The following is a 21,378-nucleotide window of genomic DNA, read 5'->3' as shown; positions in this document are numbered from 1 at the left end:
GCATCCGTCCCCGAACAGTGCGTCAATGGATGCAGGGCCCGTACTGTGGGTTCTGTCGCAGAGCTGGAGCTGGACGTCAGAAGGGGGCGCGCGAAGCCCATGAGCGGTGTCATGAAGCGTATGGGGATGATCTTCCGCGCGAAGGCGAACAAGGCCCTTGACCGGGCCGAGGACCCGCGCGAGACCCTCGATTACTCGTACCAGAAGCAGCTGGAGCTCCTGCAGAAGGTCCGTCGCGGCGTCGCCGACGTCGCCACCTCGCGCAAGCGCCTCGAGCTGCAGCTCAACCAGTTGCAGTCGCAGTCCTCCAAGCTGGAGGACCAGGGCCGCAAGGCGCTCGCGCTCGGCCGGGAGGACCTCGCCCGCGAGGCGCTCTCCCGCCGCGCAGCCCTCCAGCAGCAGGTCACCGACCTGGAGACACAGCACGCGACGCTGCAGGGCGAGGAGGAGAAGCTCACCCTCGCGGCCCAGCGCCTGCAGGCCAAGGTCGACGCCTTCCGCACGAAGAAGGAGACCATCAAGGCCACCTACACCGCCGCCCAGGCACAGACCCGCATCGGCGAGGCCTTCTCCGGCATCTCCGAGGAGATGGGCGACGTCGGCCTGGCCATCCAGCGGGCCGAGGACAAGACCGCCCAGCTCCAGGCCCGCGCCGGCGCCCTCGACGAGCTGCTCGCCTCCGGCGCCCTGGACGACCCCACCGGCATCGCGAAGGACGACATCCAGGCCGAGCTGGACCGGCTCTCCGGTGGTACGGATGTAGAGCTGGAGCTGCAGCGCATGAAGGCGGAGCTCGCCGGAGGCACCTCCTCCGGCCAGCAGGCCATCGAAGGCGGCACGAACCAGTCGCAGCCCCAGCAGCAGCCGCAGGACACCCCGCGCCTCGACAAGCAGTGACAGCCCGGCGCCGGGGACCGGAGCCGAGGAGGGCCGAATGATCGTGCGGATCATGGGGGAGGGCCAGTGGGTGCTGGCCGACTCCCACTTCGCCGAGCTGAACAAGCTGGACGACGAACTGCTGGCGGAGATGGAGGGCGGCGACGCGTCCGGCTTCCAGCGCACCCTCGGTGCCCTGCTGGACGCGGTCCGCCGCCTCGGCGAGCCGCTGCCGGACGAATCCCTCGAACCGTCGGAACTGATCCTCCCGTCCCCGGACGCGACGCTGGAGGAGGTCCGGGCGATGCTGAGCGACGGCGGGCTGATCCCGGGGTGAGATCACCCGGCCCGTCCGGCGGGTGAGGACGAGGCCCGTTCCGGGCCGAAGCGGGGCTCCGGGGGCGGCAGCCCCCGGCCACGGCAGGGAAAGCGACGGTAACCAGACAAGTGACCCCCCTCGCCCGAGCCCGGCGCCAGCTGCAGGCTCACCCCCTGGCCCTGGACGCGGCTCTCGCGGCGGGCGTCCTGCTGTGCATGCTGGCCGGCTCCTTCGTCGACCCGCACAGCGGCCACTCCGTCAGCTGGAGCGTCCGCACCCCCGACCCGCTCAGCCTGCTGCTGATGACCCTCGGCGCCGTCGCCCTCGTCTTCCGCCGCAGCGCGCCCATGACGGTCCTCGCCGTCACCGGCACCCTCTCCGTCGTCGAGTGCGTCACCGGCGACCCCCGCGCCCCCGTGGCGATGGCCGCCGTCGTCGCCCTCTTCACCGTCGCCGCCACCACCGACCGCCCCACCACCCTGCGCGCCGGCCTGCTCACCATGACGGCCCTCACCAGCGCGGCGATGCTCGCGGGCCCGCTGCCCTGGTACGCCCAGGAAAACCTCGGCATCCTCGCCTGGACCGGCATCGGCGCCACCGCCGGGGACGCCGTCCGCAGCCGCCGGGCCGTCGTCCAGGCCATCCGGGACCGCGCCGAGCGGGCCGAACGCACCCGCGAGGAGGAGGCGCGCCGCCGGGTCGCCGAGGAGCGCCTGCGCATCGCCCGCGACCTGCACGACGTGGTCGCGCACCACATCGCCCTGGTCAACGTCCAGGCCGGCGTCGCCGCACACGTCATGGACAAGCGGCCCGACCAGGCCAAGGAGGCCCTCGCGCACGTCCGCGAGGCCAGCCGCTCCGCGCTCAACGAGCTGCGCGCCACCGTCGGCCTGCTGCGGCAGTCCGGCGACCCGGAGGCCCCCACCGAACCGGCCCCGGGCCTGGACCGCCTCGACGAGCTGGCCGGCACCTTCCGCAGCGCCGGCCTCCAGGTCGAGGTGGCCCGCTGCGACCAGGACACGGCACTCCCCGCCGCCGTCGACCTGGCCGCCTACCGGGTCGTCCAGGAGGCACTGACCAATGTCCAGAAGCACGCGGGACCGGACGCCAAGGCCGAGGTCAGCGTCGTACGCGTGGGACCCCACGTCGAGATCACGGTCCTCGACGACGGCCGCCCCGCGACCGAGGAGACCCCGGTGACCGGGGGCGGCCACGGCCTCCTGGGCATGCGGGAACGCGTCACCGCCCTGCGGGGCACCCTCACCACCGGTCCCCGCTACGGGGGCGGCTTCCGTGTGCATGCCATCCTGCCGGTCAAGACCCGCACCCGCACAGCCGAGGACCCCGTATGACCATCCGTGTCCTGCTCGCCGACGACCAGGCGCTGCTGCGCAGCGCGTTCCGGGTGCTCGTCGACTCCGAGTCCGACATGGAGGTGGTCGGCGAGGCGTCCGACGGCGCGGAGGCGGTGCGGCTGGCCCGGCAGGAGGGCCCCGACGTCGTGCTGATGGACATCCGGATGCCCGGCACGGACGGTCTCGCCGCGACCCGGCTGATCAGCGCCGACCCGGATCTCGCCCACGTCCGGGTGGTCATCCTGACGACCTTCGAGGTCGACGACTACGTGGTGCAGTCGCTGCGCGCGGGCGCCTCCGGGTTCCTCGGCAAGGGCAGCGAGCCGGAGGAACTGCTGAACGCGATCCGGATCGCCGCCGGCGGCGAGGCCCTGCTCTCCCCGGCCGCCACCAAGGGCCTGATCGCCCGCTTCCTCGCCCAGGGCGACGCGCTGGGCGACGACCGCGACCCCGCCCGCGAGGAGCGCCTCGCCGCGCTCACCGTGCGCGAGCGGGAGGTGCTCGTCCAGGTCGCCGGCGGCCACTCCAACGACGAGATCGCCGAACGCCTGGAGGTCAGCCCGCTGACCGTGAAGACGCACGTCAACCGGGCCATGGCCAAGCTGGGCGCCCGCGACCGGGCGCAGCTCGTGGTGATCGCCTACGAGTCCGGGCTGGTACGCCCGAGGGTGGACTGAGCCCCGCCCGTCCGTACTGCGGCCGGAGTATGAGCCGGATAAGGAAATGGACCTGGGGCTTACGGATCGGGGCGGGACGATGGCTCAGGGTGTAGGGGTCGGCGCTCATCTGTGCCTTCCCACCGCTTCTGCCGCTCACAGAAGAGAGATCCCTGACCCATGTCCTGGCTGTCCAGGTTCAGCCTCGCCCAACGGGCCCTGATAGGCCTGATGTCCCTCGTCGCGCTGGTCTTCGGCGCGATCGCCATCCCACAGCTCAAACAGCAGCTCCTGCCCACCATCGAACTGCCGATGGTCTCCGTGCTCGCGCCCTACCAGGGCGCCTCGCCGGACGTCGTCGAGAAGCAGGTGATCGAGCCGATCGAGGACAACCTCGAGGGCGTCGACGGCATCACCGGCGTCACCTCCACCGCGAGCGAGGGCAACGCCCTCATCGTGGCGTCCTTCGACTACGGCAACGACACCGAGCAGCTGGTCGCCGACGTCCAGCTGGCCGTCAACCGGGCCCGGGTCCAGCTTCCGGACTCCGTGGACCCGCAGGTCGTCGCCGGTTCCACGGACGACATGCCCACCGTGGTCCTCGCGGTCACCTCCGACCGGGACCAGCAGGCGCTCGCCGACCAGCTCGACACCACCGTGGTGCCCGCCCTGAAGGACATCGACGGCGTCGGCCAGGTCGCCGTCACCGGCGTCCGCGACCTTCAGGTCACCGTCACCCCGGCCGACGCCAAGCTCGCGAAGGCCGGCCTGACGACGCAGTCCCTCGCCCAGGCCCTGCAGGCGGGCGGCGCGACCGTCCCGGCCGGCGCCTTCGACGAGGCGGGCAGCAACCGGACCGTCCGGGTCGGCGGCGGCTACACCTCCGTCCAGCAGATCGAGGACCTGCGGATCCCCGGTGCCGGCGGCGGCAAGCCGGTCCGTCTCGGTGACGTGGCCGCGGTCGAGCAGGAGGAGGCCCGGGCCGACTCCCTCACCCGCACGAACGGCGAGCCCAGCCTCGCCGTGATGGTCACCATGGACCACGACGGCAGCGCGGTCGCCATCTCGAACGCCGTCGAGGACCAGCTGCCGGACCTGCGCGCGGACCTCGGCTCCGGCGCCACGATCACCGTCGTCAGCGACCAGGGCCCGGCCGTGTCCAAGGCCATCGACGGTCTGACCACCGAGGGCGCGCTCGGCCTGCTCTTCGCGGTCCTCGTCATCCTGGTCTTCCTGGCGTCGGTCCGCTCGACGCTGGTCACGGCGGTCTCCATCCCGCTGTCCGTCGTGCTCGCCCTGATCGTCCTGTGGACCCGCGACCTGTCGCTCAACATGCTGACCCTGGGCGCGCTGACCATCGCGATCGGCCGGGTCGTCGACGACTCGATCGTCGTCCTGGAGAACATCAAGCGCCACCTCGGCTACGGCGAGGAGCGCCGCACGGCGATCATCACGGCCGTCCAGGAGGTGGCCGGCGCGGTCACCTCCTCCACCCTCACCACGGTCGCCGTGTTCCTGCCGATCGGTCTGGTCGGCGGCATGGTGGGCGCCCTGTTCGGCGCGTTCAGCCTCACCGTCACCGCGGCCCTGCTGGCGTCCCTGCTGGTGTCGCTGACGGTCGTGCCCGTCCTGTCGTTCTGGTTCCTGCGGGCCCCCAAGGGCACCCCCGAGGACGCCGAGGAAGCCCGCCGCGCTGCCGAGGAGAAGGAGGCGAGGAGCCGTCTGCAGCGCTTCTACGTCCCCGTCCTGCGGTTCGCGACCCGGCGCAGGCTGACCAGCGTGGCCCTCGCGGTCGTCGTCCTGCTCGGCACCTTCGGCATGGCACCCCTGCTGAAGACCAACTTCTTCGACCAGGGGGAGCAGCAGGTCCTGACGGTCAAGCAGGAACTGAGGCCGGGCACCAGCCTCGCCGCGACCGACGCCCAGGCCAGGAAGGTCGAGCGGCTGCTCGCCGGCACCGAGGGCGTGAAGGACTACCAGGTCACCGTCGGCTCCTCCGGTTTCATGGCGGCCTTCGGCGGCGGCACGGACACCAACCAGGCGTCGTACCAGGTGATGCTGGAGGACTCGGCGTCCTACGAGGACGTCCAGGACCGGATCGAGGACGGGCTGCGCGAGCTCGACGGCATCGGCACCACCACCGTCGCCGCCGGTGACGGCTTCGGCAGCCAGGACCTGAGCGTCGTCGTGAAGGCCTCCGACGCGGGTGTCCTGCGCACCGCGTCCGAGCAGGTCCGCAAGGCCGTCGCCGGGCTGGACCACGTCACCGACGTCACCAGCGACCTCTCGCAGAGCGTGCCGCGCATCTCGGTCACGGCCAACTCCAAGGCCGCGGCGGCCGGGTTCGACGAGCAGACGCTGGGCGCGGCGGTCACCCAGGCCGTGCGCGGGACGACGGCGGCCAAGGCGGTCCTCGACGACACCGAGCGTGACGTCGTCATCCGGTCGGCGAAGCCCGCCGAGACCCTCGCCGAGCTCAAGGCGCTGCGCCTCGGCCCGGTGCGGCTCGGCGACATCGCGACCGTCGAACTGGTCGACGGGCCCGTGTCGATGACCCGGATCGACGGGCAGCGCGCGGCGACCGTCACCGCCCGCCCGACCGGCGACAACACGGGCGCGGTGAGCACCGAGCTCCAGTCCGAGATCGACGCCCTGAAGCTGCCGGCCGGTGCCACGGCGGAGATCGGCGGTGTCAGCCAGGACCAGGACGACGCCTTCGCCAACCTCGGCCTGGCGATGCTGGCGGCCATCGCGATCGTCTTCATGCTGCTGGTCGCGACCTTCCGGTCGCTCGCCCAGCCGCTGATCCTGCTGGTCTCCGTCCCGTTCGCGGCGACCGGCGCGATCGGCCTGCTCATCGTCACCGGCACTCCGATGGGCGTCCCGGCGATGATCGGCATGCTGATGCTCATCGGCATCGTGGTGACCAACGCGATCGTGCTGATCGACCTCATCAACCAGTACCGCAAGCAGGGTTACGGCGTCGTGGAGGCCGTGGTCGAGGGCGGCCGGCACCGTCTGCGCCCCATCCTCATGACCGCGCTCGCCACCATCTTCGCCCTGCTCCCGATGGCACTGGGCGTCACCGGCGAGGGCGGTTTCATCGCCCAGCCGCTGGCGGTGGTCGTGATCGGCGGTCTGATCACCTCGACCCTGCTCACCCTGCTCCTCGTCCCGACGCTCTACGCGATGCTCGAACTGCGCAAGGAACGGCGCGCGAAGAAGCGGGCGGCGAAACGGGAGAAGAAGGCGGGCACCTCCGCCGACACCACCCCGGCCGCGGACGAGCCGGAACCGGCGAACGCCTGACGGACCGTGAGTTCACGGCGGCCGGGTTCCCGGACCTCGAGGGGTCCGGGAACCCGGCCGTCGTCGTTACGTATCCTGTGGCTCGAACTGCTCGACGGGGGAAGGGGGTTCGGCCGTGCCGCTGCACAGGGACGACCCGAGGTCGGTCGGCGGGTACAAGCTGGTCGACCGGCTGGGGGCCGGGGGCATGGGGGTCGTCTACCGGGGCAGATCGCGGTCGGGACGGGACGTGGCCGTCAAGGTGGTGCACGCCCAGTACGCCGAGGACGCCGTCTTCCGCACCCGGTTCCGGCAGGAGATCGAGGCCGTCCGCAGGGTGAGCGGAGCCTTCACCGCACCCGTCGTCGACGCCGACCCGGAGGCCGCACGGCCCTGGATGGCCACGCAGTACGTGCCCGGACGCTCCCTGGCCCAGCGGCTGCGCGACCGGGGCCTACTGCAGGGCGGCGACCTGCGCCGCCTCGCCCTCGGGCTGGTGGAGGCGCTGCGTGACATCCACCGGGCCGGGGTGGTGCACCGGGACCTGAAGCCGGCGAACGTCCTGATGGCCGAGGACGGCCCCCGCGTCATCGACTTCGGCATCTCCCGCGCGGCGGAGAACCACACCCTGACCGAGACCGGCCAGATGATCGGCACCCCGCCCTTCATGTCCCCGGAACAGCTCACCGACGCCCGCACCGTCGGCCCGGCCTCGGACGTCTTCTCGCTCGGCGCACTGCTGGTGTACGTCACGACCGGCCGAGGTCCCTTCGACGCCGACAGCCCCTATCTGACGGCCTACCGGGTGGTCCACGACGATCCCGTGCTGGACGGGGTGGGGCAGCCGCTGCGGGAGATCCTGGAGCGCTGCCTGGCCAAGGAGGCGGGGGAGCGACCGGAACTCGACGAACTGGCACGGGACTTCGCGGCCGCGCTGCCCGAAGCGTCCCCGGGCGACCGGCCCACCGTGACACTGGGCCGGGACGCCCCGGACGAGACCGCCGGCCGGGCCGGCGGCGTGGCCCGTCCGGTGATCGCCGGACGCCCCGGCCGTACCCGCCGCTCCCTGCTGACCGCGACCGGCGCGGTCGGCGCGCTGGCCCTCGCGCTGACGGCCTACCTGCTCCTCGGGCCGGGGCTGTCGGACGGCCGGAGCGAGCAGACGTCCCGGGCCGGCCGGTGGGGCACCCTTCCCGACGGCTGGCGGCCCTGGCGGACGACGGTGTACGGGACTGCCGAGAGCGGGGTGACCAAGGCGCTGGACGGCGGAGGCGGAGGGGCGGCCAACGGCGGCCCGCTGTCCTGCGAGATGGGCGAGGGATCCCTCTACTGCGGGGGAGACGGGACTCTCCCGGTCCGCGTGGACGGCGTGACGGGCAGGATCGTCTGGCGGTCCGGCCCCCAGCAGCCGGGGGTGGAGCGGGAGGCCTACAGCAGCGCGATGCTCGGGGTGGTCGACGGTGTGCTGCTGTACACCCAGGGGATCATGAACGAAGAGCGGGACGGCGAGACGATCAGTGTCGTCGCCGTCGACGCCGAGAGCGGCGAGCGGCTGTGGTCACGCCCCGTGAAAGGGAACGGCTTCGAGGCGGCCGTCGTCGGCGACCTGTTCCTGACCCCGGACGGCGACCGCATGACCGCCCGGTCGCCGCGGGACGGCAAGGCGCGGTGGACCGCGACCCTCCCGTCCGGCTACGGCTGTGAGTTCCTCGACGTCGACGGCCGCCCGTACGCGGCATGCACCGACCTGGGGCAGGAGGGCGTCGACAACGTGCTCCTCGCCATCGACCCGGACGACGGCGCCATGCGGCGGGCGGAGGTTCCGGGCATCGACGGTGTTCAACTCGGCAGCGTCGACGGTGACCTGGTCTTCGCGGAGTACGCCGACCGGGACTCCGAGAGCACCGCGGAGACGGGATACGCCGACGTCCTGCTGATCGACCCGGACACCGGGACCGTGCGGTCGAGGAGGACGATGGAGGGCAGCCCGCGCGGAGAGGCGGCCCTGGTGCACGGTGTGCTCCTGTTCGCCTCCTCCAGCGGTCGGACGACCGCCGTCTCGCCCAGGACGGGCGAGCTGCTGTGGCAGACCTCGACGACCCTGCAGCAGCCCGGCACGCCGGTCGCCGACGGACAGGGACGCACGGTGTACGTGTCCAGCGCCAGCGGGCGGGTCGCCGCCCTCGACGCCCGCGAGGGCACCCTGCTGTGGGAGTCCTCCCCGAGGGCCGACCAGGTCGTGGGCGTTCCCTTCGCGTCGAAGGTCTTCCCGGACGAGGGTGCCCTGGTGGTGCTGGTCCCCGACGGCACCGTCTTCGGTCTCGACCCCGCCCACCCCGAGCGGAAGCCCGACTCGGGGTGAGGCGGGTGCCGGAGGCTACGGCAGGGCCAGCATCCGCTCCAGGGCCAGCTTGGCGAAGGCCTCGGTCTCCTGGTCGACCTCGATGCGGTTGACCAGCTTGCCCTCGGCGAGGGACTCCAGGGCCCAGACCAGGTGGGGGAGGTCGATGCGGTTCATGGTCGAGCAGAAGCAGACGGTCTTGTCGAGGAAGACGATCTCCTTGCCCTCGGGCGCGAAACGGTTCGCCAGGCGGCGCACCAGGTTCAGCTCGGTGCCGATGGCCCACTTCGAGCCGGCCGGGGCCGCCTCCAGCGCCTTGATGATGTACTCCGTCGAGCCGACGTAGTCCGCCGCCGCCACGACCTCGTGCCTGCACTCGGGGTGCACCAGCACGTTCACGCCGGGGATGCGGGCGCGGACGTCCTCGACCGACTCCAGGCTGAAGCGGCCGTGCACCGAGCAGTGACCGCGCCACAGGATCATCTTCGCGTCGCGCAGCTGTTCGGCGGTCAGCCCGCCGTTCGGCTTGTGCGGGTTGTAGACGACGCAGTCCTCCAGGGACATGCCCATGTCCCGGACGGCCGTGTTGCGGCCCAGGTGCTGGTCCGGCAGGAACAGCACCTTCGTCGTCGAGGGCTCGCCCTGCTGGAACGCCCACTCCAGGGCGCGCCGGGCGTTGGACGAGGTGCAGATCGTGCCGCCGTGCTTGCCCGTGAACGCCTTGATGTCCGCGGACGAGTTCATGTAGGAGACGGGCACGACCTGCTCGGCTATGCCGGCCTCGGTCAGCACGTCCCAGCACTCGGCGACCTGCTCGGCCGTCGCCATGTCGGCCATCGAGCAGCCGGCGGCGAGGTCGGGGAGGACCACCTTCTGGTCGTCCGAGGTCAGGATGTCGGCGGACTCGGCCATGAAGTGCACACCGCAGAACACGATGTACTCGGCCTCCGGGCGGGCGGCCGCGTCCCGGGCCAGCTTGAAGGAGTCGCCCGTGACGTCGGCGAACTGGATGACCTCGTCGCGCTGGTAGTGGTGGCCGAGCACGAAGACCTTGTCACCGAGCTTCTCCTTGGCCGCGCGGGCGCGCTCGACCAGGTCCGGGTCGGAGGGCGAGGGCAGGTCGCCGGGGCACTCGACACCCCGCTCGCTCTTCGGGTCGGCCTCACGGCCGAGCAGCAACAGGGCGAGCGGAGTCGGCTGTACGTCGAGCTCCGTGGTCTGGGCGGTGGTCACGACACGCACCCTTTCTACTTTTCGTCGATCTGACGCTATCTATCATAGCTTGCTTCGTGTCACTTTGACGATGGTCATCGCGTCGATGTGACATGAATCCCGGCCCCGCCACGGAGAGCGGCACGGCCCGGCGGTGGGCGGCCCGGGCGGTCGCTGTTCGCTTCGCCGCCGGTGTGCGAGCATGAAGGAACAGGCGAAAGAGAAAGTGCCCGGCCCGGAATGAATCCGCGGCCCCGTCGGTTGCAACCGTCGGCAAGCAGTCTCCGTACAACCCGGGAGAGATGTAGATGTCCGTATCGGACGAGACCAGCACCGTCACCGACGGCATCATCCTGTCCGACGCCGCGGCGGCGAAGGTCAAGGCCCTGCTCGACCAGGAAGGCCGTGACGACCTGGCCCTGCGTGTCGCCGTGCAGCCCGGCGGCTGCTCCGGCCTGCGCTACCAGCTCTTCTTCGACGAGCGCTCCCTCGACGGCGACGTCGTCAAGGACTTCGGTGGCGTCAAGGTCGTCACCGACCGCATGAGCGCCCCGTACCTGGGTGGCGCGTCCATCGACTTCGTGGACACCATCGAGAAGCAGGGCTTCACGATCGACAACCCGAACGCGACGGGTTCCTGCGCCTGTGGTGACTCCTTCAGCTAAGCCATGACGGCGCGTACGAAGGCGGCGGCCCCCTCCTCGGGGGCCGCCGCCTTCGTCGTGGTCCGGGCGCCTACTGGACGTCGGGCAGCCGCGCCCCGTCCTTCTCCAGCGGCACGGCCTTGCCCTCCGCGTCGACCACCTTCCGGCTGCCGAGCGGCTCGTCGAGCCGTACGGTCCGGTGGTACTCCTTGGCGATCATGATGCAGACCTTGTCCGGCCACGGCGTCTCGGTCACGGTGACGGTCACCTCGTCCCCGCTCTCCTTCGCCGTCGCCTCGTAGTCGGCGCACACCCCGCCGGTGAAGCTCACGACCAGCTCACGCCCCTCGGCCGTGTAGCCGTCCACCTGCACGTCACGGGGAGCCGAGCTGGCGCTCGGCGCGGGCGTCGTCGCCGCCTTCAGATACGCCGGGTCGACCGCCGGCTGGGTCACCCGGTACTCGTCCGCGGCCCCCGTGCCCTTCACGTCGAACAGCCACGACGGCACGAGCACCTGCCGTCCGCCCGAGGTGTGCGGGGCGAGCCCGAGCACCGCGTCCCCGACCGTCACGGTCTCCCCCTGAGGAGTGCCCGTGGACGACGAGCCGCACGGGCTCTCCAGCCGGTCCTTCAGCGGCACCGGGCTCGCACACCCGCCGATGCCCATCCGGTGGTCGCTCCCGGGCGCCGCGTTCAACGCCTCCAGGGCCTCCGCGGCGCTCAGCAAGGGGTACGTGTCCCCTTCGGCCGGTGCCTTCAGCTGCCCGTTGCCACCGATGACCGCCCCGTCGGCGCCGACGCTGATCCCGGTGGTCCAGCCGTAGGTGGGCAGGCCGCCGATCTCCGGGTCCGCGTTCACCACCCGCTGGGCGCCCATGACCTGGCTCGCGTCCACCTTGGCGTCGTCCTGACCCACGGCCTTGAGGATCGGCGCCGCCGCCTTCTTCGCGGCCGCTTCGCTCACCGGGTCGGCGGCCGGGGCCCCGGGATCCCGGGTGCACTTGGCGATGCCGCCCTTGCAGGTGTCGGTGCCGGGCGCGTACCGGCTGAACGTCCACGTGCCCGGCGCCTGCCGGTTCACCCGCAGCACCGGACCCGAGCCGTCATGGCCGGAGCCCACCTTCCAGGCCTCCCCGTCCACCACGGGCGTCCCGTCCACGCCGAGCGCCTTCGCCAGCCTGGCCACCTCGGCCTTGCCGACCGCGCCCTTCGCCCAGTACACGGGCGCGGAACCGGGGCCTTCGGGGAGCGTGCCCGCGGCCTTGTAGGTGACGCCGTACGGGTTCGGCTCGCCGGGCGCGATGCCGTTCGTACCGTCGTCGGAACCGCCCCCCTGGTAGTCGTCCAGCGCGAGCGGCCCGGGAGTGCCGTCACCGGAGGGCGCCCCGGCGCCGGAGCCCCCGGTGGCCTGCGCGCCGAGGTACGCGCCACCGCCTCCGACCAGCAGCACGGCGGCGGCGACGGAGGCGACGAGGAGGGGGGACCGCCGCCGAGGCGCGGAGGAGGAGGCGGTGGGCTCCTCGGCGCCGTGACCGGCCGGCCCGCCCTCGTCGGCGCCCCGCGCCGCCTCGTCGGCCGCGGCGGACTCGTCGGCCTTGCCGGCCCCCGTGACCTCCTCGGCCTTCCCGGTCCCCGCGCCCTTCCCGGCCTCGTCGCTCCCCGTGACCTTGTCGGCCTTCTCGGCGGGCGCGACTTCCTCGGTCTTCTCGGCCGGAGCGACCTGCTCGGGCTTCTCGGCGGGCGCGGCCTGCTCGGCCCTCTCCGCCTGCTCGGCCTTCTCCGCCGGCGCGACCTTCTCGGCCGGCGCGGACTCCTCGGTCTGCTCGGCGGAACCCGACTTCTCCGGCTCGCGCGCGGCGTCGTCGTTCTCGGGTCGCTCGGTGTTCACCGCATCGCTCCTTCGGCTGCCCTGCTGTCGTACCTCACATCCCCTTTACGGGGGACAGCGATGGGACGCGCCGGGGGAGCGCACGGTTCCCCTCCGAGCGCCGTACCGACGAGGAACCCTCAGTTGCCGTAGTCCGGCATGGCCTCCAGCAGGCGCGCGGACCTCGCCGGGACGGTCACGCCGTGGATGAGTGACGGGGAGACCGGGCGGGAAGAGATCTTCTCCGGGGCCGCCCAGTGCGGAACCATCCGGGCGCAGTCACCCCGCAGCGACGCGAGGCCGCCGTCGAGGTCGGCCGGAGCGGGGGCGTGGAACTCGAGGTTCGTCATAGCGGAACCGTAAGCACGCACGAGCCCGCGAAGAAAGATCTACTATCGGGTAGTTTCAGCTGCTTCAGTGGCGCCTCTCGACCGGGTAGCGTGAACTGTCAATCCCCCTCCCCTCAGGAGAGTCCACGCCGTGCGCATCGCAGTCACCGGCTCCATCGCAACCGACCACCTCATGACGTTCCCCGGCCGCTTCGCCGACCAGCTCGTCGCGGACCGGCTCCACACGGTCTCGCTCTCCTTCCTGGTCGACAACCTGGACGTGCGCCGGGGCGGCGTGGCCGCGAACATCGCCTTCGGGATGGGACAGCTCGGCACCCGGCCGGTCCTGGTCGGCGCCGCGGGGGCGGACTTCGACGAGTACCGGGCCTGGCTGGACCGGCACGGCGTGGACACCGGGTCGGTCCGCATCTCCGAGACCCTGCACACGGCCCGCTTCGTGTGCACCACGGACGCCGACCACAACCAGATCGGCTCCTTCTACACGGGCGCCATGAGCGAGGCCCGCCTGATCGAGCTGAAGACCGTCGCCGACCGTGTCGGCGGCCTCGACCTGGTCCTGATCGGCGCCGACGACCCGGAGGCGATGCTCCGCCACACGGAGGAGTGCCGCTCCCGCTCGATCCCCTTCGCCGCCGACTTCTCCCAGCAGATCGCCCGCATGGAGGGCGAGGAGATCCGGATACTGCTGGAGGGCGCCACGTACCTGTTCTCCAACGAGTACGAGAAGGGCCTGATCGAGTCCAAGACCGGCTGGACCGACGCCGAGATCCTCGCCAAGGTCGGCCACCGCGTCACCACCCTCGGCGCGCGCGGCGTCCGTATCGAGCGCGACGGCGAGGACCCGATCGAGGTCGGCTGCCCGGACGAGGAGCGCAAGGCCGACCCCACCGGCGTCGGCGACGCCTTCCGCGCCGGCTTCCTCTCCGGCCTGGCGTGGGACGTCTCCCTGGAGCGCGCCGCCCAGATCGGCTGCATGCTCGCCACCCTCGTCATCGAGACGGTCGGCACCCAGGAGTACCAGCTGCGGCGCAACCACTTCATGGACCGCTTCCGCAAGGCGTACGGCGACGAGGCCGCCACCGAGGTCCAGAAGCACCTCGCCTGAGCCCGCCCACCCGGCACCGGGGCCTGCCCGGCGGGCAGGCCCTAAGCCACCCGGCGGACCACGTAGGCAGCACCCCGGTCCGCCGGTTCCTCACCCACGTACTCCTGCCCGCGCATCTCGCACCACGCCGGAATGTCCAGCCGGGCCGCCTCGTCGTCGGACAGCACCCGCACGGTGCCTCCCACCGGCACCTCCCCGATGACCTTCGCCAGCTCGATGACGGGAATCGGGCACCGCCTGCCGAGGGCGTCCACGACCAGCTCGTCCGCGCGTGTCTGCGCCACCTCGGCGGACGGCGCCCCCAGCTTCTCCCGCACCCCCGCCACGGCCCCCGGCAGCACGGCGAGGAACCGCTCCACCTCCTCCTCGGGCACCCCGGCGGGCAGCGACACCCGCACGTTCCCCTCGCTCAGCACCCCCATCGCCCTGAGCACATGGCTCGGCGTCAGCGTGCTGCTGGTGCAGGAAGACCCCGACGACACCGAGAACCCCTCCCGGTCCAGCTCGTGCAGCAGCGCCTCCCCGTCGACGTAGAGACAGGAGAAGGTGACGATCCCCGGCAGCCGCCGCCGCGGATCCCCCACGACCTCGACGTCCGGGACCAGTTCGGGCACCCGGACCCGGATGCGCTGCGTCAGCTCCCGCAGCCGCACGGCCTCCTGGACCGCCTCCGCCCGCACGGCGCGCAGCGACGCGGCGGCCGCCACGATCGCCGGCAGGCTCTGGAACTCCTCCGCCTCCCGCGCCGCGAACCGCACGCCCTTGCGCACCACGCGCAGCCCGACCCCCGACGGTCCGCCCCACTTGTGCGCACTGGCCGTCAGCACCGACCAGTCCCCGGCCACCCGCTCCCACCCGAGCGACTGCGCCGCGTCCACCAGCAACGGCACCCCGGCCGCGCGGCACGCCTCGGCCACCGCCGCGACGGGCTGCTCGGTGCCCACCTCGTGGTTGGCGGACTGCAGACACGCGAGCGCGGTGTCCGGCCGCAGGGCCGCCGCGAACGCACCGGCGTCCACGGCCCCCAGCCGGTCGACGTCCACCCGCGTCACGGTCCCGCCGTCCGCCTCGTGCGCCTCCGCCGAATGGAGCACCGACGAGTGTTCAACGGATGACACGATCAGGTGACGCCCGGCCCGCCGCCGGCCCGCCAACACGCCCGCGACGCCCGTCTGCACCGCCCGTGTCCCGGACGAGGTGAACACCAGCTCGTCCGGCCGGCACCCGACGGCCTCCGCCGCGGCCTCCCGGGCGGCGTCCAGCAGCAGCCGGGCCCGCCGCCCCTCCCGGTAGAGCCGCCCGGGATCCGCCCACCCCTCGTCGAGAGCGGCCAACAGCGCCTGACGGGCGACGGGATGGAGGGGAGCGGCGGAAGCAGCGTCGAAGTAGACCACACGGCAACGCTAAGCGCCCCGAAGGGGCGCGGGGAACTGGGCGAGTGACCACGAACCACCCGCACGCGCCGAATCACCCGCACTCGGCGAGCTATTAGGCGCATTCGGCTACCCGGCGGCGCGTAACCCACCCTCCCCGCGAACCCCCGGAGGGCGTCGGCTAGGGTTTGGTCCGCATAAACATCCAAACCCCTGCCCGACGCAGGGCGGCGACCGACCAGCGAGAAGGCCGCAGCCGATCCGCGCGGGCGAGACTCTCGGGAAGGCGCTACGTGAGTCCCAACGGCTCCGACCGCTCGCCGCGGCGCCCGATGCGGCGGAAGCTGCTGCAGGCAATGACCGCGGGCCTGGTCCTGGCGACCGCCACCGGTTGCACATACAAGGACTTCCCCCGCCTTGGCATGCCCACCCCCGTCACGGAAGAGGCTCCGCGGATCCTCTCCCTGTGGCAGGGATCCTGGGCTGCCGCGCTGGCCACCGGCGTGCTGGTGTGGGGCCTGATCCTGTGGAGTGCTTTCTTCCACCGGCGCAGCCGCACAAAGGTCGAAGTTCCTCCGCAGACCCGGTACAACATGCCCATCGAGGCGCTGTACACGGTGGTCCCGATCATCATCGTCTCGGTGCTGTTCTACTTCACGGCCCGCGACGAGTCGAAGCTCCTCAGCCTCGAGAAGAAGCCCGACGTCACGGTCAACGTGGTCGGCTTCCAGTGGAGCTGGTGCTTCAACTACATCGAGAACGTCGACGGCTCCACCGGTGACGCGAAGACCGACGAGAACCTGGCCGCGATCCCGGACCGGTACAAGAAGGACTTCCCGGCCGACGCGGGCGGCGTCTACACCTGCGGTGTCCCCGGTGAGCGGAACCCGCAGACCAACAACCCGGGCCCGACCCTCTGGCTCCCCAAGGGCAAGACGGTCCGCTTCGTCCTCACCTCGCGTGACGTCATCCACTCCTTCTGGGTGGTGCCGTTCCTGATGAAGCAGGACGTCATCCCGGGCCACACCAACGCCTTCCAGGTGGTTCCCAACAAGGAGGGCACCTTCCTGGGCAAGTGCGCCGAGCTCTGCGGCGTCGACCACTCGCGGATGCTGTTCAACGTGAAGGTCGTCTCGCCCGAGCGCTACGAGCAGCACCTCAAGGACCTCGCCAAGAAGGGGCAGACCGGTTACGTTCCCGCGGGCATCGAGCAGACCGCCCATGAGAAGAACCGGGAGACGAACAACCTGTGAGCATCCTCAACGAACCCCAGGGTGCCGCGGCAGCTGAAGACTCCTACGAGAACGAGCTGCCGGTCCGGCGCAAGCAGCCCGGCAATGTCGTGGTCAAGTGGCTCACCACCACCGACCACAAGACCATCGGTACGTTGTACCTGGTCACGTCGTTCGCGTTCTTCTGCATCGGCGGCGTCATGGCGCTCTTCATGCGCGCCGAGCTCGCCCGCCCGGGCCTGCAGTTCATGTCGAACGAGCAGTTCAACCAGGCGTTCACGATGCACGGCACGATCATGCTGCTGATGTTCGCGACGCCGCTGTTCGCCGGCTTCGCGAACTGGATCATGCCGCTCCAGATCGGCGCTCCCGACGTCGCGTTCCCGCGGCTGAACATGTTCGCCTACTGGCTGTACCTGTTCGGCTCGCTGATCGCCGTCGGCGGCTTCCTCACCCCGCAGGGTGCGGCCGACTTCGGCTGGTTCGCCTACTCCCCGCTGTCGGACGCGGTCCGCAGCCCGGGCATCGGCGCCGACATGTGGATCATGGGTCTGGCCTTCTCCGGCTTCGGCACCATCCTCGGCTCGGTCAACTTCATCACCACGATCATCTGCATGCGCGCGCCGGGCATGACCATGTTCCGCATGCCGATCTTCGTGTGGAACGTCCTGCTGACCGGTGTCCTGGTCCTGCTGGCCTTCCCGGTCCTGGCGGCCGCGCTGTTCGCCCTGGAGGCGGACCGCAAGTTCGGTGCCCATGTCTTCGACGCGGCCAACGGCGGCGCGTTGCTGTGGCAACACCTCTTCTGGTTCTTCGGACACCCAGAGGTGTACATCATCGCCCTGCCGTTCTTCGGCATCATCAGTGAGATCGTCCCGGTCTTCTCCCGCAAGCCGATGTTCGGCTACATGGGCCTGATCGCCGCGACCATCGCGATCGCCGGCCTCTCGGTGACGGTGTGGGCGCACCACATGTACGTCACCGGTGGCGTGCTCCTGCCGTTCTTCTCCTTCATGACGTTCCTCATCGCCGTTCCGACCGGCGTGAAGTTCTTCAACTGGATCGGCACGATGTGGAAGGGCTCGCTGTCCTTCGAGACCCCGATGCTCTGGGCGACGGGCTTCCTCGTCACCTTCACCTTCGGCGGTCTGACCGGCGTCATCCTGGCCTCGCCGCCGATGGACTTCCACATCTCGGACTCGTACTTCGTGGTGGCGCACTTCCACTACGTCGTCTTCGGCACCGTCGTCTTCGCGATGTTCGCCGGCTTCCACTTCTGGTGGCCGAAGTTCACCGGCAAGATGCTCGACGAGCGCCTCGGCAAGATCACCTTCTGGACGCTGTTCATCGGCTTCCACGGCACCTTCCTGGTCCAGCACTGGCTGGGTGCCGAGGGCATGCCGCGCCGCTACGCCGACTACCTGGCGCAGGACGGCTTCACCGCCCTGAACACGATCTCGACGATCAGCTCGTTCATCCTCGGTCTGTCGATCCTGCCGTTCTTCTACAACGTGTGGAAGACGGCCAAGTACGGCAAGCCGGTCAACGTCGACGACCCGTGGGGCTACGGCCGCTCCCTGGAGTGGGCCACCTCCTGCCCGCCGCCGCGGCACAACTTCCTCACCCTGCCGCGGATCCGCAGTGAATCCCCCGCGTTCGACCTGCACCACCCCGAGATCGCCGCGCTCGAGCAGCTCGAGCACGCCGGTCACGGTGCCACCGCCGTCTCGGGCAGCAAGGAGGCCGGCAAGTGAAGGTCCAAGGCAGGTTGTTCATCTGGCTGAGCGTCTTCCTGCTCGTCATGGCGATCGTCTATGGCGTGTGGTCGAAGGAGCCGGCCGGCACCACGGCCCTCTTCCTGGCCTTCGGCCTGGCCATCATGGTCGGCTTCTACCTGGGCTTCACGGCCCGGCGGGTCGACGCGGGCGCCCAGGACAACAAGGAGGCCGACGTCGCGGACGACGCCGGCGAGCTGGGCTTCTTCAGCCCGCACAGCTGGCAGCCGCTGGCGCTCGGCATCGGCGGCGCCCTCGCCTTCCTCGGCGTGGCGGTCGGCTGGTGGCTGCTGTACTTCTCCGCCCCGCTGATCCTGGTCGGCATCTGGGGCTGGGTCTTCGAGTACTACCGCGGTGAGAACCGCACCCAGTAGCACGCGCCGAGCGCACGGGAGCCCGGACACTCCGTCAAGGAGGGTCCGGGCTCCTTCGTCTGCCGTAATCCCTGTCCTCCATCCGTGGCGCCCAGCGCGCCGCGATTGACGCGGCTCCCTAGCGTGAAGCCATGAGCCACACACCCCGCCCCCGTACCGTCGTCGGCTGCACGCTGCTGGTGATCGCCCTCGGCGCGGGTGCCGTCACCGCCTGCGGCTCGGACGGCAACCCCCTCGCCGAACGCCCCTACGACGCGAGCGACCAGATCTCCTTCAACGGTCCCGACGGGGACGGCAGGAAGAAGGCCGACCCGGACAAGCCCCTGGAGGTCCTCGCGGAGGACGCCGACGAGCCCATCACGGACGTCACCGCCGTGGACGCCTCAGGCCGCTATGTGGCGGGCGAACTCTCCGCCGACGGCAGCCGCTGGCACAGCACCGAGCCGCTGGCCGCGGACGCCCACTACACGGTCCGGGTGAGCACCGAGGACGCCGACGGCGCCCCCGGCCGCCGGGTCATCACCTTCGACACCGGCAAGCCCAGCGGCAAGAAGCGCCTGGCGGTCGAGTTCGGCCCGGAATCGGGCACGTACGGCGTCGGCCAGCCCGTCACCGCCAAGCTGAGCGAGGCCGTCAGGGACCCGGCCCAGCGGGCCGTGGTCGAGCGCGGCCTCAAGGTCGACTCCACGCCCGCCGTGCAGGGCGCCTGGCACTGGGTGGACGACAAGGAACTCCACTACCGCCCCCAGGAGTACTGGCCCGCCCACGCCACGATCCGGGCCCACAGCAACCTGAACGGCATCCGGATCGGCGACCGGCTCTGGGGCACCACGTCGAAGGACGTGAAACTGTCCATCGGCGACCGGGTCATAGCCGTCACCGACGCCTCGGCCCACTCGATGACGTTCTACAAGAACGACGAAGTGATCAACACCATCCCGGTCACCACCGGCAAGCCCGGCTTCGACACCCGCAACGGGGTCAAGGTGGTCCTGGGCAAGGAACAGTTCGTCCGGATGCGCAGCACCACGGTCGGCATCGCCGAGGGCTCGTCGGAGTCGTACGACCTGCCGGTCTACTGGGCCACCCGGGTGACCTGGAGCGGCGAGTACGTCCACGCCGCCCCCTGGTCGGTGGGCTCGCAGGGCTACGAGAACGTCAGCCATGGCTGCACCGGCATGAGCACGTCCAACGCGGCCTGGTTCTTCGACCACGTCCGCCCCGGCGACGTGGTCAAGGTGATCAACAGCAAGGGCAGCACGATGGAGCCGTTCGGCAACGGCTTCGGCGACTGGAACGTCGACTGGGTCAAGTGGCGCGACGGCAGCGCGCTGACCACGGGCGGGCAGAAGACCCGGCCGGACACCTCCACGCTCCGGCCGGCCGCGGTGTGAACCGCTCAGGCGCTCAGCAGCCGCTTCTGCCGCAGCAGGGACGCCAGGGCAGCGGCGAACTCCACCGGCTCCACCGGGAGCGTCACAGCCGCCTCCGCGCGGCTCCACGTGGCCAGCCAGGCGTCCTGGGGCCGGGCGATGAGCAGCAGGACCGGCGGGCAGGCGAACACCTCGTCCTTGATCTGCCGGCACAGCCCCATGCCCCCCATCGGCACGGCCTCGCCGTCCAGGACGCAGACATCGATCCCGCCCTTGTCCAGCTCCCTGACGACGGCCGCGGGCGTCGCACACTCCACGAACTCCACCAGGGGGGCGTCCGGGGCCGGCCTGCGCCCGGTCGCGAGCCGGACCTGCTCCCGGGTGTTGGAGTCGTCGCTGTAGACCAGCACCGTCGCGGTCGCCTGCATGCTTCCTCCGTGACATCAGCGTCGTACGGACAGAACCGTTGCGGCGGATGCTACCCCCCTGAACACCCCGTCAACACCGCTTGGAACATCACTTCGATGGGCCATCCGGGCAGTACACACGCTGGGAACACTCCGAACGGCACCCCCCGGAGTGAGGGCGGGATAAGCGACCGACATAATGTCGGTCGTGGCGACAGCAACGACAGTAGAAACCGGGCACGCGCACCCGTCGGTCAATCGGCCGAACCTCACCAGCGTCGGAACCATCATCTGGCTGAGTTCCGAGCTGATGTTCTTCGCGGCCCTCTTCGCGATGTACTTCACCCTGCGTTCGGTGACGGGTCCCGAGCACTGGAAGGAGATGGCCGAGGCCCTGAACTTCCCGTTCTCGGCCACGAACACCACGATCCTGGTGCTCTCCTCGCTCACCTGCCAGCTCGGCGTGTTCGCCGCCGAGCGCGGTGACGTGAAGAAGCTCCGGGGCTGGTTCATCATCACCTTCATCATGGGCGCGATCTTCATCGGCGGTCAGATCTACGAGTACACCGAGCTGGTGAAGAAGGACGGGCTCTCGCTCTCCTCCGACCCGTACGGCTCGGTGTTCTACCTGACCACCGGCTTCCACGGACTGCACGTGACGGGCGGCCTCATCGCCTTCCTGCTGGTCCTCGGGCGCACCTACGCGGCCAGGAGGTTCACCCACGAGCAGGCGACCGCCGCGATCGTCGTGTCCTACTACTGGCACTTCGTCGATGTCGTCTGGATCGGCCTCTTCGCCACGATCTACATGATCAAGTAGCCGGGCCCGTT

General features: G+C 70.9%; 18 protein-coding genes. 13 read left to right on the top strand and 5 right to left on the bottom strand.

The window, feature by feature from the left end:
* Positions 1-120 precede the first annotated feature (120 nt).
* From ACFY2L_RS02200 to ACFY2L_RS02175, 6 genes are all read left to right on the top strand, one after another.
* Positions 121-897 carry a PspA/IM30 family protein gene (locus tag ACFY2L_RS02200; protein ID WP_390656192.1) on the top strand — a complete coding sequence of 259 codons (777 nt, stop codon included), beginning with the start codon at positions 121-123 and terminating at the stop codon, positions 895-897.
* A 37-nt stretch (positions 898-934) separates the two neighbouring features.
* The gene (locus tag ACFY2L_RS02195; protein ID WP_390655769.1) at positions 935-1,213 is read left to right on the top strand and encodes a hypothetical protein; all 279 of its coding nucleotides are present in this window, start codon (positions 935-937) and stop codon (positions 1,211-1,213) included.
* 110 nt (positions 1,214-1,323) lie between these two features.
* Positions 1,324-2,547 (top strand): sensor histidine kinase, encoded by a 1,224-nt coding sequence (locus ACFY2L_RS02190; RefSeq protein ID WP_390655770.1) that lies wholly within the window; start codon positions 1,324-1,326, stop codon positions 2,545-2,547.
* Complete coding sequence (locus ACFY2L_RS02185; protein WP_390655771.1) at positions 2,544-3,227, top strand: response regulator; 684 nt, start codon at positions 2,544-2,546, stop codon at positions 3,225-3,227. The genes ACFY2L_RS02190 and ACFY2L_RS02185 overlap by 4 nt, the downstream gene beginning before the upstream one ends.
* Positions 3,228-3,386: 159 nt before the next feature.
* Positions 3,387-6,515 carry an efflux RND transporter permease subunit gene (locus tag ACFY2L_RS02180; RefSeq protein ID WP_390821270.1) on the top strand — a complete coding sequence of 1,043 codons (3,129 nt, stop codon included), beginning with the start codon at positions 3,387-3,389 and terminating at the stop codon, positions 6,513-6,515.
* Between the two features lie 115 nt (positions 6,516-6,630).
* Entirely contained in the window at positions 6,631-8,856 is a 2,226-nt protein-coding gene (locus tag ACFY2L_RS02175; RefSeq protein WP_390821269.1) for a serine/threonine-protein kinase, read from the top strand.
* Between the two features lie 15 nt (positions 8,857-8,871).
* Here the strand turns inward: ACFY2L_RS02175 and nadA are convergent, their stop codons facing one another.
* Positions 8,872-10,068 carry a quinolinate synthase NadA gene (gene nadA, locus ACFY2L_RS02170; RefSeq protein WP_390655774.1) on the bottom strand — a complete coding sequence of 399 codons (1,197 nt, stop codon included), beginning with the start codon at positions 10,066-10,068 and terminating at the stop codon, positions 8,872-8,874.
* 287 nt (positions 10,069-10,355) lie between these two features.
* Here nadA and ACFY2L_RS02165 point away from each other — a divergent pair, with 287 nt between their 5' ends.
* On the top strand, positions 10,356-10,712 hold the full coding sequence (locus ACFY2L_RS02165; protein WP_030582488.1) for an iron-sulfur cluster assembly accessory protein: 357 nt from the start codon (positions 10,356-10,358) through the stop codon (positions 10,710-10,712).
* Positions 10,713-10,782: 70 nt separating this feature from the next.
* Here the strand turns inward: ACFY2L_RS02165 and ACFY2L_RS02160 are convergent, their stop codons facing one another.
* A complete protein-coding gene (locus tag ACFY2L_RS02160) occupies positions 10,783-12,579 on the bottom strand; it encodes a hypothetical protein (protein WP_390821268.1) in 1,797 nt (598 codons plus the stop codon).
* Positions 12,580-12,698: 119 nt separating this feature from the next.
* Positions 12,699-12,908 carry a hypothetical protein gene (locus tag ACFY2L_RS02155; RefSeq protein WP_390821267.1) on the bottom strand — a complete coding sequence of 70 codons (210 nt, stop codon included), beginning with the start codon at positions 12,906-12,908 and terminating at the stop codon, positions 12,699-12,701.
* A gap of 130 nt (positions 12,909-13,038) precedes the next feature.
* Here ACFY2L_RS02155 and ACFY2L_RS02150 point away from each other — a divergent pair, with 130 nt between their 5' ends.
* The gene (locus ACFY2L_RS02150; protein WP_390655777.1) at positions 13,039-14,013 is read left to right on the top strand and encodes a carbohydrate kinase family protein; all 975 of its coding nucleotides are present in this window, start codon (positions 13,039-13,041) and stop codon (positions 14,011-14,013) included.
* Positions 14,014-14,054: 41 nt separating this feature from the next.
* Here the strand turns inward: ACFY2L_RS02150 and ACFY2L_RS02145 are convergent, their stop codons facing one another.
* Positions 14,055-15,407: a cysteine desulfurase/sulfurtransferase TusA family protein gene (locus ACFY2L_RS02145; protein WP_390821266.1), complete on the bottom strand. Its 1,353-nt coding sequence runs from the start codon at positions 15,405-15,407 to the stop codon at positions 14,055-14,057.
* Between the two features lie 272 nt (positions 15,408-15,679).
* Between ACFY2L_RS02145 and coxB the strand changes: the two genes are divergently transcribed.
* The 4 genes from coxB to ACFY2L_RS02125 all read left to right on the top strand — a co-directional run bounded on the left by coxB (position 15,680) and on the right by ACFY2L_RS02125 (position 20,161).
* Positions 15,680-16,639, top strand: coding sequence for a cytochrome c oxidase subunit II (gene coxB, locus ACFY2L_RS02140; protein ID WP_390655779.1), 960 nt, complete (start codon positions 15,680-15,682; stop codon positions 16,637-16,639).
* A complete protein-coding gene (gene ctaD / locus ACFY2L_RS02135; RefSeq protein WP_390655780.1) occupies positions 16,636-18,372 on the top strand; it encodes a cytochrome c oxidase subunit I in 1,737 nt (578 codons plus the stop codon). Before coxB ends, ctaD begins: the two co-directional genes overlap by 4 nt.
* Complete coding sequence (locus tag ACFY2L_RS02130) at positions 18,369-18,767, top strand: cytochrome c oxidase subunit 4 (RefSeq protein ID WP_390655781.1); 399 nt, start codon at positions 18,369-18,371, stop codon at positions 18,765-18,767. Before ctaD ends, ACFY2L_RS02130 begins: the two co-directional genes overlap by 4 nt.
* A 131-nt stretch (positions 18,768-18,898) precedes the next feature.
* On the top strand, positions 18,899-20,161 hold the full coding sequence (locus ACFY2L_RS02125) for an Ig-like domain-containing protein (protein WP_390655782.1): 1,263 nt from the start codon (positions 18,899-18,901) through the stop codon (positions 20,159-20,161).
* Between the two features lie 5 nt (positions 20,162-20,166).
* On the opposite strand, the gene ACFY2L_RS02120 is transcribed toward ACFY2L_RS02125, so the two are convergent.
* Positions 20,167-20,568 carry a hypothetical protein gene (locus tag ACFY2L_RS02120; RefSeq protein ID WP_390655783.1) on the bottom strand — a complete coding sequence of 134 codons (402 nt, stop codon included), beginning with the start codon at positions 20,566-20,568 and terminating at the stop codon, positions 20,167-20,169.
* Between the two features lie 178 nt (positions 20,569-20,746).
* Between ACFY2L_RS02120 and ACFY2L_RS02115 the strand changes: the two genes are divergently transcribed.
* Positions 20,747-21,367 carry a heme-copper oxidase subunit III gene (locus tag ACFY2L_RS02115; protein WP_390655784.1) on the top strand — a complete coding sequence of 207 codons (621 nt, stop codon included), beginning with the start codon at positions 20,747-20,749 and terminating at the stop codon, positions 21,365-21,367.
* The last annotated feature ends 11 nt before the right edge of the window (positions 21,368-21,378 follow it).

Origin of the sequence: Streptomyces sp. NPDC001381, assembly GCF_042895685.1 — a bacterium.
In the GTDB taxonomy this organism is placed as follows: domain Bacteria; phylum Actinomycetota; class Actinomycetes; order Streptomycetales; family Streptomycetaceae; genus Streptomyces.
This window is presented reverse-complemented; position numbering and strand designations above follow the sequence as displayed.

Excerpts from the sequence above, each read along its gene's own strand:
- ACFY2L_RS02120 (WP_390655783.1), bottom strand. The coding sequence starts at position 20,568 with ATGCAGGCGACCGCGACGGTGCTGGTCTACAGCGACGACTCCAACACC.
- ACFY2L_RS02180 (WP_390821270.1), top strand. The coding sequence starts at position 3,387 with ATGTCCTGGCTGTCCAGGTTCAGCCTCGCCCAACGGGCCCTGATAGGC.
- ACFY2L_RS02125 (WP_390655782.1), top strand. The coding sequence starts at position 18,899 with ATGAGCCACACACCCCGCCCCCGTACCGTCGTCGGCTGCACGCTGCTG.
- ACFY2L_RS02200 (WP_390656192.1), top strand. The coding sequence starts at position 121 with ATGGGGATGATCTTCCGCGCGAAGGCGAACAAGGCCCTTGACCGGGCC.
- ACFY2L_RS02195 (WP_390655769.1), top strand. The coding sequence starts at position 935 with ATGATCGTGCGGATCATGGGGGAGGGCCAGTGGGTGCTGGCCGACTCC.
- ACFY2L_RS02155 (WP_390821267.1), bottom strand. The coding sequence starts at position 12,908 with ATGACGAACCTCGAGTTCCACGCCCCCGCTCCGGCCGACCTCGACGGC.
- ACFY2L_RS02165 (WP_030582488.1), top strand. The coding sequence starts at position 10,356 with ATGTCCGTATCGGACGAGACCAGCACCGTCACCGACGGCATCATCCTG.
- ACFY2L_RS02185 (WP_390655771.1), top strand. The coding sequence starts at position 2,544 with ATGACCATCCGTGTCCTGCTCGCCGACGACCAGGCGCTGCTGCGCAGC.
- ACFY2L_RS02115 (WP_390655784.1), top strand. The coding sequence starts at position 20,747 with ATGTCGGTCGTGGCGACAGCAACGACAGTAGAAACCGGGCACGCGCAC.